Raw genomic sequence first — 13,167 nt, 5'->3', positions numbered from 1 at the left:
TCGACGAAAATGGAAAGCCTCAGTTAGCGTCGCTCCCTGGAGTCGTCGCAGAGATGATTATGTTCTCGATAGTCTCGATTGTATCGTGGTCTGTAACAGTCGTGTCGATGACAAATCCGACTTGAATACTTTCCCCCGGGCCCAACGAATTCCCGTCTCCATCGAAATCAGAGATGGAATTATCGATTCCGCTAAGTGAGAACGTATCCTCGGTCACCGGGTCAGTTCCGGTACGGTACACTTTCACCGGAGAATCGTCCGGAGTAACCTCCTCTTCATCACTATCCAGTGGGGTGAAAGTGAGTTTAGTAATATCTCGACTGTAGTTGTCGTCAAGATTCGTCACCTCAAGAAGACCATCGAAGGTTGTGTATGCCTCTCTGTTTATATTATTGAATGTAAACGAAATCGTCCCATTACCAGATGAGTTGTCTACGATTGGATCCGCAACCTCTCCAGTACCGACATCCAGTGAGAGAAGTCCCGAATCGTCATCTGCGGTCGAAACAGAGAACGACCGTTCCGCGGACGTCGTCGTAAACGCGCTTGTACCCATAGCCATACCAGTACCAACCGCGAGCGTTCCGATCGCCGTGATGAACTTGCGTCGTTGCATATCGAAGAATACCTAGGAGATAATGTCAGTTGTTCGATTCATCTGCAACGATTGTCAGCGTTCCTGATGACGCGTCAGTTGGTACAGAGACGTCGTCCGTCGTATCAACGGTCACATCAAGAACAGCGCTCTCGCCGGTTTCTATCGACGGTGTCGATCCATTGCCAATATTGTTATTTCCTGATAACCCAGCGTAAAATGTTGCCACCGCGGCTGTACCCCCACTTCCATCCGTGATTTCAACGGCTGCTTCGCCGCTTGCAGTTGGATCCTCGCTAGGGGGAGACGTCGATACTCCAATGGTCGCATCGGTTCCGTCTGCCGAATTGTTCGCAATCTCGACGACACCAGTAATCGTAGTGACTGCGTTTTGATTGAAACCAGTGGCGTTGTTTGCACCATCAGGACCACCGAGATCAATGGTTAGAACACCACCGTCGCTATCGTCGGCGACATAATCTTCGTCACCGGTGATCGTCAAGAACGCACTCGCGTCCCCGGCCGTACTCACTTCCACGCTTCGCTCCGCACTCACCGTCGAAAACGCGCCCGTGCTCACGAGTGCGCCACCGCCGCCGACCAATGCGCCGAGTCCGATCAAGATGTTTCGTCTGCTGATTGCCATAGTAGTTGTCTCCTAACACGGGGATGGTCCGTGTCGCTACCTGTGTAGTGACTCCCTACCTACTTTGTATTCGGGAGCTTGAACAGAGGTCAAGATCGGCCATCTGGCGGCAAGCCCCGCTTGATAGAGTGTAACGACTGATTAATCGGGGACTGAGGACGCCGAGCGCCCATCGAAGGCGAGGAGGCCCGCGAGCGCGGCCGTCGCATCAAGCGTTATACCGGTTCGTCGTCTACGCGGCGTCGTGAAGCTCTCGACCGCCGTCCAGAACGCGGCACTCCTGCTGCTGGTGCTCGCCGTCGCCGCGATGCTGTTCGGACAAGCGGCGGGACAGCCCGTGTTGTTGGGCTACGTCGAGACCGGGAGTATGGAGCCGACGATGGAGCCGGGCGACGGCTTCGTCGCGGTGCCCGCGGGGGTGGCGGGCGAGCCCCAACAGGGCGACGTCGTCGTCTTCGTCGCCGAGGAGCTGCAGGGCGGCGGGCTGACGACGCACCGGGTGGTCGGTCAGACCGAGGAGGGCTACATCACGCGGGGCGACGCGAACCCCTTCACCGACCAGTCCGGGGCCGAACCGCCCGTCACGGAGGAGCAGATCGTCGCCGAAGCGCTGCAGGTGAACGGGCAGGTCGTCGTCATCCCGAACCTCGGCGAGGGCGTCACCGGATTTCAGCAGCTGCTGACGGGCGTGTGGGCGTCGATCGGCATCGGATCGCTCCTGAGTGGGGGCGGCTCCGCGCAGTCGCTCGTGTGGATCGGCGTCGGGATCATCGCCGTCGGGTTCGTCGCCGACGCCGTCGGCGGCGATCGGAAGAAGGCGCGTCGCTCGCGACGGCGATCGAACTACGTCAAGACCTCGACGTTCCTCGTCGTCCTCGCGCTCGTCGTCCTCGCGCCCGCGACGGCGAGTATGATGGTCCCCTCGGGAGCGACCTCCTTCGACATCGTGAGCTCGGAGTCGCCGAACGAGAACCCGCTCGTGATCGGGGCCGGCGAGACCGCCTCGGTGGAGTACCGCATCTCCAACGCCGGCGTCGTGCCGATGCTGACGGTCATCGAGTCTCACACGCCGAGCGTCACCGTGTCGAGATCGCCGCTGTTGATCCCGGGGCGGGGCGAGCGAACGACGACGCTCGCTATCGAGGCACCGGACTCGACGGGGTCGTACACCCGGAGCGTCTCCGAATGGCGCTATCTCCCGATCCTCCCGCGGTCGGTGCTGCTCGCGCTCCACGCGATTCACCCGCTGGCCGCAGTGCTCGTCATCGACCTCGTGCTGTTGACGGTCGCAGTTACCGCCGGCCTCGTCGCCGTCGGCCTCGGTCCGATCCGGATGCGGTCGACGGGGCGGAACGTCACCGTCGTTCAGCAACTCAAGCGGCGGTTCTTCTGAGCAGCGCCGCGTCTGCGGTTCTGAGCAGCGCCGCATCCGTGGTCGTCGCCGTGCCCGTCGCGTCAGCCGCACCCGACGCCGCCGGACAGTCGTAGCGGAGTTCGGCGGTCAGCGTGACGTCGCGTGAAACCGGCTCCCCGACAGTCGTCTGCCGAATCGTCACTCGGAGGGTCGCCGTTCCGGAGGCCGCGGGTCCGGGAGTGCACCGGGCGGAGAGCAGGCGCTGGTCCCCCCGCGGGATTTCGACCTGCCCGTCGGCCGCCGCGGGCTCGACGGCGTCGTCGTCGATGGCGGCCGCGTAGGTCACGTTGACCGGCGCGTCGACGTCGTTGACGAGCGCCGCGACGGGCGTTCCGTTCGCCGGGGCGGCTGTTGTGCCGGCCGCCGGCGACCCGGCGGTCGAGGCCGACGCATCCGAAGCCGAGGCCGTCGTCCGTGTCGGAGAGTGGGCCCCGTCAGTCCCCGAAGCGGGCCCGGTCACCACGTCGTCGGTCGCGACGAGCGACACGGGGAGACCGTCGGTTCCGGGGTCGGAGCCGTCTGCACCGGGCCCGACGAGCCCGTCGGTGCCGCCGGGCGGGACCGCCGCCAGCGTGATCCCGGCCGCGATCACCAGCAAGCCGACGTACCACACGTTACGGTTCATCGGTTCATCAGGTCAGATGTCGAGCCACTCGTCGGCCTGCACGTCTTCGAGGGCGTAGTAGTAGATCTCGGTGCTGTCGATGACTGCGTAGGCGTCGATCTGCGGGTCGTGGATCACCCGTCGGTTGGTGTCGATGGCGACGTCGACGAGGTCTTCGAGGGTGAGAATCGAGATGTACTGCTTCTCGGAGTCGGTCGGGAACTGCCCCCGCGAGATCCACTCGGCGTGCTGGTCGTGGACGATCCGGGTCCGAAGCTCCTCGGGGTCCGCCCGCTCTTCGACGCGCAGCACGACCGCCGAGAGACCGATCAACAGCAGTCCGAGAACGGCGAGCCCGCCGTACTCCGCGGGGCTCGGCTGCTGCGTTATCTCCCGCGTCACCGGCGTCGACTCGGTGGCCGCGTCATCGAAGGTCCCGTCGAGGTAGTACGACTGCTCGTTGATGACGAACGGGACGGTCGAATCGAGCGTCCCCTCGTAGCTGTCGGTCCGGTACGTCACCTCCAGCCGGAACCGGAGCCGGAACTGCCCGGCGTTCTGGACCTCCGATTGGACCACCGCCAACTCCCGGGCGACCGCGGAGACGTTCACCGTCTCCGAGGCGGTCGCTCGCCCGTCGGCGACGGTGTCGCTCGCGTCGACGAGTTCCCGCGTGGACCGGTAAAACGGCTGACCGTCGCGAACGCCGAGGGTTTCGAGCACGAGGCGCTGTTCGACCCGCACGTCGCGGTCGTCCGGGACCGCGGTACGCACGTCGATCGTCAGTTCCGGCGAGGCCGAGGTGAAGTACAGCGAGCGGTTTTCGAGCCGTTCGCCCTGCTCGTAGAGCGCCGTCGGACGGGTGACGACGGCGGTGGGGTCGGCGCTCGTCTCGAACGTCTGGACGTTCGTCTCTTCCGTGATCGTCTGGGTCGTCGGCGTCGCGAAGACGTATCCGGCCGCGGCGAGACAGGCGATCCCGGCCACGAGGAGCGCCGCGACGACGAGGCGGTGGTTCTCGCTGACGAACAGTTCGACGCGGTGCTCAAACGCCATCGGTGACGAGATCTCCGAGAGAGGCAGTGATCAGACCGCGTCGAACTGCAAGCATCACACGCAATATGCACGTAACTGCAACAAAACTTTTGTCCTCGCCAACCAAAGTCCGGGCAGTGATTGGCCATCGAGATGCCTAACGATTTCTCCGGTGACGAAGACGGACCCTCGACGTCGACGTCCTTCGAGGAGTGGCTAGACCAGCAGGCCACCAGCCAGGGCATCTCCCGCGAGGAACTGTTCGAACAGCTCGTCTCCTCGTACTGGACGCTCAACGAACTGATACAGATACTCAACGATCCCGGAAGCGGGGAACCGCCGTTACCGGGGTCGAACGTCGACGATGCGGACGCGGAATCGAACGTCGGCAGAGCGCCCACGAGCGAGAAGCGAACCCGGAGCGACGCCGACCGCCCCGAGCGGACGGACCTGTCCGAGCAGCTTCAAGCCCTTCGGGAGCGCGTCGAGGACCTCGAAGGCGACATCGAGGCGGAGGCCGAGCGCGGACAGTCGTTAGACAGCGTCACGGAGGCGATCGCGACACGCCTGACGGAGGTCGAAACCGAGCTCGACGCGATCGCCGACGACGTCGAAGCGACGCAGGAGTCGGCCGCGGATCGGTACGACTCTCTCACCGACCGCATCGACGAGATCGAAGCGGAGTTCGACAACCGACAGACCGAACTCGCCGCCGAGCAGGCGGATCTCGCGTCCGAACAGGACCGGATGTGGTCGCGGATCGACGAGGAGTTCGGCAACCTCGAAACGATCCTCAGGTACCTCGTCTCACGGACCGACGGCCTCGAGGCGAGCGTCGAGGGCGTCGAGGCGCGCTACGGGGAGGCGCTCGCGAACTTCCGGTGGGAGCGCGACGCGCTGCAGTCGGTCAAGCGCGACGCCGCGGAGCTCGGGGTCCACGAGGGGGACTGCGAGTCCTGCGAGGCGACGATCGACATCGACCTTCTCTCCCGCCCGTACTGCCCGAACTGCGAGAACTCGCTGTCGGGCGTCGAAGAGCGGAGGAAGTGGCTGTTCCTCTCCGACGCCGTGGTCACGACGACCAACGAGAGCCCCTCGCGGGGGGCGGAATCGAACCCGCGCGCACGGGTCACGGAATCGAAAGACGCCGCCCGATCCGACGAACCGGACCGACCGCCCCGCTCGCGTGCCCCGCCAGAGTCGACGGGGTCGAACGAAACAGCCGGTCACGCGTCGCAATCGACCCGCCCCGCGTCGCAGCCGAGTTCCGATCGTCGCGACGGGGACGACCGAGTCGAGAACCAACGTCCGCAAGGGGAGTCGGCACCCGAACGAGACGACGACGAATTCGACTCGGGGTCGTTCGAGTTCGGTGCCGCAGCAGGCGACGGCGACAAATCGACCGGCGGTTCCGCGGACGAGTCGGCGTCGCGAGATTCGCCATTCGGCGACCTGTCGGAACTCGAACGCAACGAGGACAGTTAGTCGATCCCCACGGAGCCGTCCTCGTCGAACTGGAGCACCGTATCGAACAGCGACTCGAACGTCCGGACGGTCTGTCCCTCGTAGCGCGTGGGGTCGAAGTGATAGTGCGCCCGCACCCCGGCCGACTGGACGCGGCCACGGAGGACGTGCAGGAAGCGGAACACCTGCTGGTGGTCCTCGTTGACGTCGAGGAGGTCCGACAGCGAGTGGACGCACATCGTCACCGGGCCCGACACGTCGTCCCACTCGGTGAGCAGCTTACTGGTCACGATGCCGATCCGCCGGAGGTCCTGGGCGTTCGAGACGGTGCGGACGTCGACGGGACCGTCGTAGTTCTCGTAACTCGTCTCGCGGTTGTAGTTTCGCACGTCGACGACGGCCGTCTCCCCCACCGGCCCTTCGAGGTAGCTTTCGAGCGTCGAGAGCCGTTGGCTCGGCGTCTCCGAGATCGAGACCACGAGGAGGTTCACGGGGTCGTCAGTGCCCGACTCCATCAGCCGAGCGCAGAGGTCCTGTTCGGCAGGGCAGTCCCCGGGGCCGCTGAGTAACACGTTCGAGGCGCCGCCGGTCAGTTCGAGCAGCGCCTCGGTCTTGGGATCGGCCGCGGACCCGCCGGCGTCGCGGTCGACGAACTCCCATCGGCCGAGGTCGCTGTCGTCGATCTCCTCGGTCGACATCGAGCCGCCGCGCGTTTCGATCGATTCGGCCAGGTCCGAGAGCGACGACCCGCCGTCTGGTCCCGACGAGTTCGCGGTGGAATCGCCGCCGAGTCGGTCGGCGAGGTCAGCGAGCGACGAGGAGGGGTCGTCGTCTTCGGTCGACGACTCGTCCTCGCCGTGTTCCATACGTGATACTACTACACTCGAATAATAAATCTTGATACGAGCGTCTCTAGCGCGGAACGCCGTCGAGGAGTACACTTATCAGTTTCAGGACCTAACTGTCACTCGACTAACTGGCCAGTATGAGTGCCCCTCCTACCGTCCTGATCGTCGACGACGAGCCCGACCTCGCGCAGTTGTACGCCTCGTGGTTAGGGGACGAGTACGACGTCGAGACGGCGTACGACGGAGCGACCGCGCTCGAACAGTTCTCGCGGCCGGTCGACGTCGCGCTATTGGACCGACGGATGCCGGGGATGTCGGGCGACGAGGTACTCGAAGCGCTCCGGGATCGACAAGCGGACTGCAGCGTGGCAATGATCACCGCCGTCGACCCCGATTTCGACATTCTGGAGCTGGGATTCGACGCGTACCTCACGAAGCCCGTCGGTGCGACGGAGCTCAGGAGCGTCGTCGATCGGCTGCTCCGGCGGTCCGAATACACTGACACGCTTCGGGCGTTCTTCGCGAAGCTCTCGAAGCGGGAGGCCTTGACGGAGGAAAAACCGCAGTTCGAGCTCGAAGCCGACGAGCGGTACCAGCGGCTCGAGGCCGAGATCGAGACGCTGCGCCGGGAGTCGGAGGCGCACCTGTCCGAACTCGACGACGAGGACTTCGAGGCGCTGTTCTACCGACTCGACGCCTGATCGGCGGGGGCCGACCGGCGTCGGCGCGGTGCGATGTTCCGTCATCCTTAAGTCCGGGCTGGGGCTCTGTTTCGAGTGTACGACGGCGCGGAGTCGTCCGCGCGCCAGTGGTCCAGTGGTAGGACAGTGGCTTCCCAAGCCACTAGCCCGGGTTCAATTCCCGGCTGGCGCATTTTTCCGAACGAAGTGAGGAAAATCGTCAGCCGACGTCCCGTTCGCGCGGCTCACGGGACTCCCGACTGGCGCATTTCTCCGAAGGGAGTGACCCGATCGGACACGGCGGTCACGGCCGGTCACAGAACACCTTTAGTTCGGAGGTCGAAACCGAGCGACCGTCGCCGATGTTCCCCGGACTCTCACGCTGGTTCGATGTGAAGCCCTTCCAACAGCAGATCCTCGTCCTCGCGGTCGTCCTCGATCCGATCGGGTTCCTCGCCGGGTATCTCCTCGCCCCGTCGGTCGGCGTCGAGCCCCTGATGGGCGGCGTCTACGGGCTCGTCGCCGCCAGCCTTCCGATGTCGCTGTTCGTGATGCGGCGGGCGCAGTGACGGCGACGCGCGGGAGCCGTCTCACTCACTCGGCGTCCGCCTCGAACTGCTCGTAGCGCTCGCGGAAGCGAGACAGACACGACGGACAGCAGAAGTGATAGCGCTCGCCGCCGATGCGCTCGCTGCGTCCCTCGCTGGTGACGGTGTTGCCGCACTCCGCACACGAGAGAGCGAACTCCGCGCCGCCGACCGCCGGCGACCACTCGACGTCGCCGACGATGGTGACCTCGTAGTCCTCGACCCGCGAGAGGTCGACGAGCCGATCGAGGTGTTCGCGGACGGCGTTCGCGCGGAGCCGCGCGTGGAAGACGACGTCGCCCTCGGCGGTGACGAAGACGTGCTCGACGGCGTCCGCGCTCACGACGTCCTCGCGGAGTTCATCGACCGCGTCGGCCGCGAGTTCAAGCGTCACGAGCACCGGGACGCCGGCCCGTAGCTGCGAGCGGTCGAGGTCGACCGTGAACCGCCGGATCACCCCGGACTCGCGCAGCCGTTCGATCCGGTCGGAGACGGCCGGCGGCGAGAGGTCAACCGCCTCGGCGATGTCGCTGTAGGCGCGGCGGCCGTCTTCGACGAGGAGTTCGAGGATCCGGACGTCGGTCTCGTCGAGCGATGACATATCCGAGTTTGGCGCTCGATACAGAAGTAGGTTGCCGTCAGGGTTTCGTTTCGAAAGTCCAATAGAGCTTCAACTGAACATTTTCAACCTGCGGAACAGTTCGAGGATGAGAGGGGAAGGGGTGCCTACTCTTCGAGCCGCTCGCGGCGGCGCTCGAATTCCTCCTCGGAGAGATCGCCGCGGGCGTAGGCGCTCCGGAGTTCGTCGAGCGCCGGATCGCTCGATTCCCCGTCGCTCACGGCGCGGTAGAGCAGATACCCCGCACCGACGATGACGAGGAGGAAGAGCAACCGCCACAGGAAGGCGAGGAGCCACCACCACGTCGAACCGGCGTCGGTGCCGCCCATCCAGCCGTCGTGCATCGGGCCCCACATCCCGCCGGTCGTTCCGCCCCATCCCATCATTCCGCCCCCCATTCCGAACAGGAGCGGCCAGACGAAGAGCAGGACGGCGAGCGCGATGAGCGCGCCGACGAGCCACCGCGTGGCAGGTTGTCGTCCCATAGTTCTCACCGTAGTATCCTACGTTTGCCGTACTTACCTCGTTTTTCGTTCAGATTCGAAGGTCCGGCCGGGTTTGGTTGTCAGGCCGCGACGGCGCGGCCGTGGGCTGACGCGAGTCAATCGAGAGCTGCACGCAAAACGCCACCAAGTCACCGGCGACGCATTCCGGTCAGTGGCTCGTCGTCCCGACAGCGGATCCGTCGCTGGATCCGACGAAACGTATTTGCGCGAGCGGAGAGAGTCACTTCGAGTATGCCGCTTTTCGAGGTCTCCGGCGTGGCCGTCGTGTTCGCGCTGGTCGGCCTCGCGCTCGTCGCCTTCGTCACCGAAATCGTCCCCAACGACGTCACCGCGATCGGGATCGTCACCGCGCTCGCCGTCCTCGAACCGTGGACCGGGGTCGGGGCTCGCGACGCCATCTCGGGCTTCGCCAACCCCGCGACCGTCACGATCATCGCGATGTACATGCTGAGCGCCGGCGTCGAAGAGACGGGGATCATCCGCCGACTCGGCGTCTTGCTCGCGGAGTTCACCGACGGCAGCGAGTTCCGCGCGCTGGTCGCGACGGTCTGCACGACCGGGCCGATCGCCGGCGTCGTCAACAACACCCCCGTCGTCGCGGTGTTCATCCCGATGATAACCGACCTCGCAGAGCGCACGAACACCAGCCCCTCGACGCTCCTGCTCCCGCTGTCGTACGCGGCGATCCTGGGCGGGACGCTCACGCTCGTCGGCACATCGACGAACATCCTCGCGAGCGACTTCGCCCGACTGCTCATCGACGGCCGCGACGGGATCGGGATGTTCGAGTTCACCGGGCTGGGGGTCGTGCTGTTGCTCGTCGGGAGCGCGTACCTGCTGACGGTCGGCCGGTGGCTCACGCCCGCGCGGATCCCCGTCGACGCGGACCGCGTCTCGGAGTTCGACCTCGCCGACCACCTCGCGCTGATGCGGGTTCGCGAGGAGTCGCCCGCGGTGGGACTCTCCCTCGAGGCGTTCGACGCCGAACACCCGGACGTCCGAGTGCTCCAGTTGCGGCGAGACGGCGCGGGGTATGCGGGCCCTCACTCGGAGGTCCCGATCGAGGCCGACGACGTACTCGTCGTCCACGGATCGGTCCAAGCGGTCAATCGGTTCCGCGAGGCAGCGGGCGTGAGCCACCTCCTCAGAGAGCCGGTCACCGAGGACACGTTCGAGTCGCCGGCGACCGAGGGCACGCTGGCGCGGGCGATCGTTCCGGAGAATTCCCGGTACGCCGGTGAGGTGGTGGCCGAAGCGGGGTTCCACGAGTACCACCGGACCACGGTGCTGGCGATCCGACGGGCCGGCGAACTGATCCGGACCGAGATCCCACAGACGGCCCTCCAAGCCGGCGACTTGCTGTTGCTCCGAACCACGCCCGCGTCGGTCCGCTACTTCGACGACACCGGCGACCTGATCGTCGTCGACCGGGAGGCCCGCTCGGGGTACAGCGGCGACGTCGATCCCGAGCGGCCGCCGGTCTCGCCGAAGGCACCGCTGGCGGTCGGGATTCTGCTCGGTGTCGTCGCCGTCGCGGCGCTGGATCTGCTCCCCATCGTGATCGCCGCGCTCGGCGGCGTCGTCGCGATGGTGGCCACGGGCTGTCTCACCACCGCGGACGCCTACGACGCCGTCTCGTGGAACGTGATCTTCCTCTTGGCGGGCGTCATCCCGCTCGGACTCGCGCTGAACGAAACCGGCGGCGCGGCGCTGATGGCCGACCTGCTCGTCGCCCTCGGCGGCGTCCTTCCGCTCGTGGGCGTCCTCTTCGCCCTCTACGTCGCCGTCGGGCTCCTCGCGAGCGTCATCACCCCCGTGGCGACGATCGTCCTCGCGATCCCGGTCGCCGTCGACGGGGCCGCCCGCCTCGGCGCGAACGAGTTCGCGTTCCTCCTCGCGGCGATGTTCGCCTCGGCGACGTCGTTCGTGACGCCGATCGGCTACCAGACCAATCTGATGGTGTACGGTCCCGGCGGGTACGAGTTCAGGGACTTCGTCCGCGTCGGCGGGCCGCTGCAGTTGCTCTTGGCGGTCGTCGGCACGGCCGGTATCGCGGTGATGTGGGGAGTCTGATCCCGCCGACGGCGACGTGGCCGCCGTCGCCTCACTCCGTTGTGTCGTCGCCGTTGGCCGCCTCAACCTTCTCCGCGTGCGACTCCAGCGCCGACGCGAGCGTGCGGGCCTCCTCGGCCGAGAGGGTCACCTCGTCGGCGTGGGGTGGTACCGACTCCAGTTGCGCGTTGTCCAGTTCCAACTGGAGCGTCACGCGGTCGGGGTTCTCGCGCGGGGAGGTGACGTTCAGCACCGCGACGGCCTCGTCCTCGAAGTCGTGGCCGCGCGCCGCGGCGTCGACGAGGTCGAGCGTCGTGTAGGCGTTCACTCTGAGCAGTCTGTCGGGCATCGTCGATCAGTCGTCAGCGGGGGTCGGCGGCGCGGCGTCCATCGAGTCGTCCTCGGCGTAGGGGTACCACGTCATCTTGGTGTTGTGCATCATCGGGTCCTCGTAGTCGGTCTCCTCGGGTTCGACGAACGCGTCGAGCTCCTCGTCGTCGTGGCGGTCGACGAACGCGCGGAAGGACTCGCCGTCCTCGCGCTCGGCCGCGAAGCGCTCGATCAGGTTCGCGATCGCGCCGGGCACCTCGTCGACGGGGACGCGCTGGGTGACCCAGCGGGCGAACTGCGGCTCCGCGCCGAGGCCGCCGCCGAGGCCCACGTCGAGCGCCTCGACGGCCTCGCCGTCCTTGCGGGTCTTCATCCCGCGGAGGCTCACGTCGGCGATCTGCGGCTGCGCGCACGAGGCGGTGCAGCCGGAGAGGTGGATGTGGAACTCCTCGACGTCCTCGGGGAGGTCGACGTTCTCCTTCAGCCAGCGCGCGAAGCGCACCTGCCGGTTCTTCGTCTCGACGATCGAGAGCGAGCAGAACTCCGTGCCGGTACACGCGATCGATCCGCGCATGAACGGCGATGGGTCCGGCGAGTAGTGTTCCAGCAGGTCCTCCGCGAGGAAGTCCTCGAGGTCGGCGTCCGGGACGTCGGTGACGATGACGTTCTGCCGCTGGGAGAGCCGAACCTCGCCGGAACCGTACTCCTCGGCGAGGTCGGCGAGTTCGAGGACGTCGTCGACGCCCATCCGCCCGGTGAGGACGTTCAGGCCGACGAAGTTCGTCCCGTCCTTCTGCTCGTGGACGCCGACGAGGTCGTTGCGCTCGCCCTCGCCGGTGTTGTAGGTGTACTCCTCGCGGACGTCGCGACCCGCGGTGTGAAGCTCGAAGTCGACGTACTCCTCCTGTAACGTCTCGCGGAACTTCTCTGGGCCCCACTCGTCGACGAGGAACTTGACCCGCGCGTTGTAGCGGTCCTCGCGGTCGCCGTTGTCGCGGAACAGCGCCGAGATGCCGCCGGCGACGTCGGGGACGCGCTCCGGGGCGACCCACACGTCGATGTCGCGGGCGAATCGCGGCTCGTTGCGCGCGAGGCCGCCGCCGACGCGGACGTTGAAGCCGACGACGTCCTCACCCTCGACCTCCTTGTACGCGGGCTCGAACGCGAGGTCGTTGATGTCGCCCTGCCCGGAGCCGTCCGCCGATCCCGTGACGGAAACTTTCCACTTCCGCGGGAGGTTCGAGTGGTCGTCGTCGCCCTTGAACGTCTCGTTGAGTTCGCGGATGACGGGCCAGGCGTCGATGACCTCCTGTCCGTCCTTGCCGGCGACGGGGTTGCCGACGATGTTCCGCCAGGAGTCGCCACAGGCCTGCTGGGTGGACAGCCCGTTCGATTCGAGCTTCTCGAAGATGGCCGGCACGTCGGACAGTTCGATCCAGTGCAGTTGGATCGCCTGCCGCGTGGTGTAGTCGGCGTAGGCGTCGCCGAAGATCGGGTTCGTCCCCGGGCCTCTCGCGTACTCGTCGGCGATCTCGCCGACGACGCGCAACTGACCGGGTTCGAGCCGCCCGTTCGGCGTCCCGATCCGCATCATGAAGTAGCCCTCCTGCCCGTTCCGCTGGTGGTACAGCCCCCACCACTTGAAGCGCTCGAACCACGCGTCGCGCTCGTCGTCGGGGATCGTCTCGTACCCCTCCTCGGCGAACCTGAACAGGTGTTCGCGTATCTCGTTGCCGTATACCTCGGATTTCCACTTTTCGACGTCCGTTGGCATCCTTATCGGGTAC

14 protein-coding genes and 1 tRNA gene are annotated in these 13,167 nt (G+C 66.0%); 6 read left to right on the top strand and 9 right to left on the bottom strand.

The genetic code is table 11. The annotated features are described in order from the left end of the window. Nucleotides 1–19 precede the first annotated feature (19 nt). Both ACP99_RS03845 and ACP99_RS18960 read right to left on the bottom strand, forming a co-directional pair. Nucleotides 20–616, bottom strand: a complete 597-nt coding sequence (locus ACP99_RS03845) for a hypothetical protein (RefSeq protein WP_049985335.1) — start codon at nucleotides 614–616, stop codon at nucleotides 20–22. Nucleotides 617–641: 25 nt separating this feature from the next. Further along, a complete protein-coding gene (locus tag ACP99_RS18960) occupies nucleotides 642–1,241 on the bottom strand; it encodes a hypothetical protein (RefSeq protein WP_081927107.1) in 600 nt (199 codons plus the stop codon). Between the two features lie 244 nt (nucleotides 1,242–1,485). On the opposite strand from ACP99_RS18960, the gene ACP99_RS03840 reads away from it, so the two are divergent. Next, nucleotides 1,486–2,634 carry a signal peptidase I gene (locus ACP99_RS03840; RefSeq protein ID WP_049985334.1) on the top strand — a complete coding sequence of 383 codons (1,149 nt, stop codon included), beginning with the start codon at nucleotides 1,486–1,488 and terminating at the stop codon, nucleotides 2,632–2,634. Here ACP99_RS03840 and ACP99_RS03835 read toward each other — a convergent pair. Both ACP99_RS03835 and ACP99_RS03830 read right to left on the bottom strand, forming a co-directional pair. Continuing rightward, the gene (locus ACP99_RS03835) at nucleotides 2,615–3,280 is read right to left on the bottom strand and encodes a hypothetical protein (RefSeq protein ID WP_049985333.1); all 666 of its coding nucleotides are present in this window, start codon (nucleotides 3,278–3,280) and stop codon (nucleotides 2,615–2,617) included. The two genes, ACP99_RS03840 and ACP99_RS03835, sit on opposite strands and share 20 nt — an antisense overlap. Nucleotides 3,281–3,292: 12 nt before the next feature. Further along, on the bottom strand, nucleotides 3,293–4,315 hold the full coding sequence (locus ACP99_RS03830; protein ID WP_049985332.1) for a DUF5305 family protein: 1,023 nt from the start codon (nucleotides 4,313–4,315) through the stop codon (nucleotides 3,293–3,295). A gap of 132 nt (nucleotides 4,316–4,447) precedes the next feature. Here ACP99_RS03830 and ACP99_RS03825 point away from each other — a divergent pair, with 132 nt between their 5' ends. Then, a complete protein-coding gene (locus ACP99_RS03825) occupies nucleotides 4,448–5,779 on the top strand; it encodes a hypothetical protein (RefSeq protein ID WP_049985331.1) in 1,332 nt (443 codons plus the stop codon). Here ACP99_RS03825 and ACP99_RS03820 read toward each other — a convergent pair. After that, the gene (locus ACP99_RS03820) at nucleotides 5,776–6,624 is read right to left on the bottom strand and encodes a DUF7504 family protein (RefSeq protein ID WP_049985330.1); all 849 of its coding nucleotides are present in this window, start codon (nucleotides 6,622–6,624) and stop codon (nucleotides 5,776–5,778) included. The two genes, ACP99_RS03825 and ACP99_RS03820, sit on opposite strands and share 4 nt — an antisense overlap. A 119-nt stretch (nucleotides 6,625–6,743) precedes the next feature. Here ACP99_RS03820 and ACP99_RS03815 point away from each other — a divergent pair, with 119 nt between their 5' ends. The 3 genes from ACP99_RS03815 (at nucleotide 6,744) to ACP99_RS03805 (ending at nucleotide 7,855) form a co-directional block, all read left to right on the top strand. Further along, complete coding sequence (locus ACP99_RS03815; protein WP_049985329.1) at nucleotides 6,744–7,307, top strand: response regulator; 564 nt, start codon at nucleotides 6,744–6,746, stop codon at nucleotides 7,305–7,307. A gap of 101 nt (nucleotides 7,308–7,408) precedes the next feature. Beyond that, nucleotides 7,409–7,479, top strand: a tRNA-Gly gene (locus ACP99_RS03810). A gap of 169 nt (nucleotides 7,480–7,648) precedes the next feature. Then, nucleotides 7,649–7,855: a hypothetical protein gene (locus ACP99_RS03805; RefSeq protein ID WP_049985328.1), complete on the top strand. Its 207-nt coding sequence runs from the start codon at nucleotides 7,649–7,651 to the stop codon at nucleotides 7,853–7,855. Between the two features lie 25 nt (nucleotides 7,856–7,880). Here the strand turns inward: ACP99_RS03805 and ACP99_RS03800 are convergent, their stop codons facing one another. Together ACP99_RS03800 and ACP99_RS03795 are read right to left on the bottom strand one after the other, a co-directional pair. Further along, complete coding sequence (locus ACP99_RS03800) at nucleotides 7,881–8,474, bottom strand: AsnC family transcriptional regulator (RefSeq protein WP_049985327.1); 594 nt, start codon at nucleotides 8,472–8,474, stop codon at nucleotides 7,881–7,883. A gap of 125 nt (nucleotides 8,475–8,599) precedes the next feature. Then, complete coding sequence (locus tag ACP99_RS03795; RefSeq protein WP_049985326.1) at nucleotides 8,600–8,977, bottom strand: SHOCT domain-containing protein; 378 nt, start codon at nucleotides 8,975–8,977, stop codon at nucleotides 8,600–8,602. A gap of 252 nt (nucleotides 8,978–9,229) precedes the next feature. On the opposite strand from ACP99_RS03795, the gene ACP99_RS03790 reads away from it, so the two are divergent. Continuing rightward, nucleotides 9,230–11,071 carry an SLC13 family permease gene (locus ACP99_RS03790; protein WP_049985325.1) on the top strand — a complete coding sequence of 614 codons (1,842 nt, stop codon included), beginning with the start codon at nucleotides 9,230–9,232 and terminating at the stop codon, nucleotides 11,069–11,071. Between the two features lie 31 nt (nucleotides 11,072–11,102). Here ACP99_RS03790 and ACP99_RS03785 read toward each other — a convergent pair whose 3' ends face one another. Together ACP99_RS03785 and ACP99_RS03780 are read right to left on the bottom strand one after the other, a co-directional pair. Next, nucleotides 11,103–11,399: a DUF6360 family protein gene (locus tag ACP99_RS03785; protein WP_049985324.1), complete on the bottom strand. Its 297-nt coding sequence runs from the start codon at nucleotides 11,397–11,399 to the stop codon at nucleotides 11,103–11,105. 6 nt (nucleotides 11,400–11,405) lie between these two features. Next, complete coding sequence (locus tag ACP99_RS03780; protein ID WP_049985323.1) at nucleotides 11,406–13,154, bottom strand: nitrite/sulfite reductase; 1,749 nt, start codon at nucleotides 13,152–13,154, stop codon at nucleotides 11,406–11,408. Nucleotides 13,155–13,167 lie beyond the last annotated feature (13 nt).

It is taken from the genome of Halobellus rufus (assembly GCF_000739575.1).
Lineage (GTDB): Archaea > Halobacteriota > Halobacteria > Halobacteriales > Haloferacaceae > Haloquadratum > Haloquadratum rufum.
The sequence above is the reverse complement of the archived record's forward strand: the minus strand, read 5'-3'. Positions and strand labels throughout refer to the sequence as shown.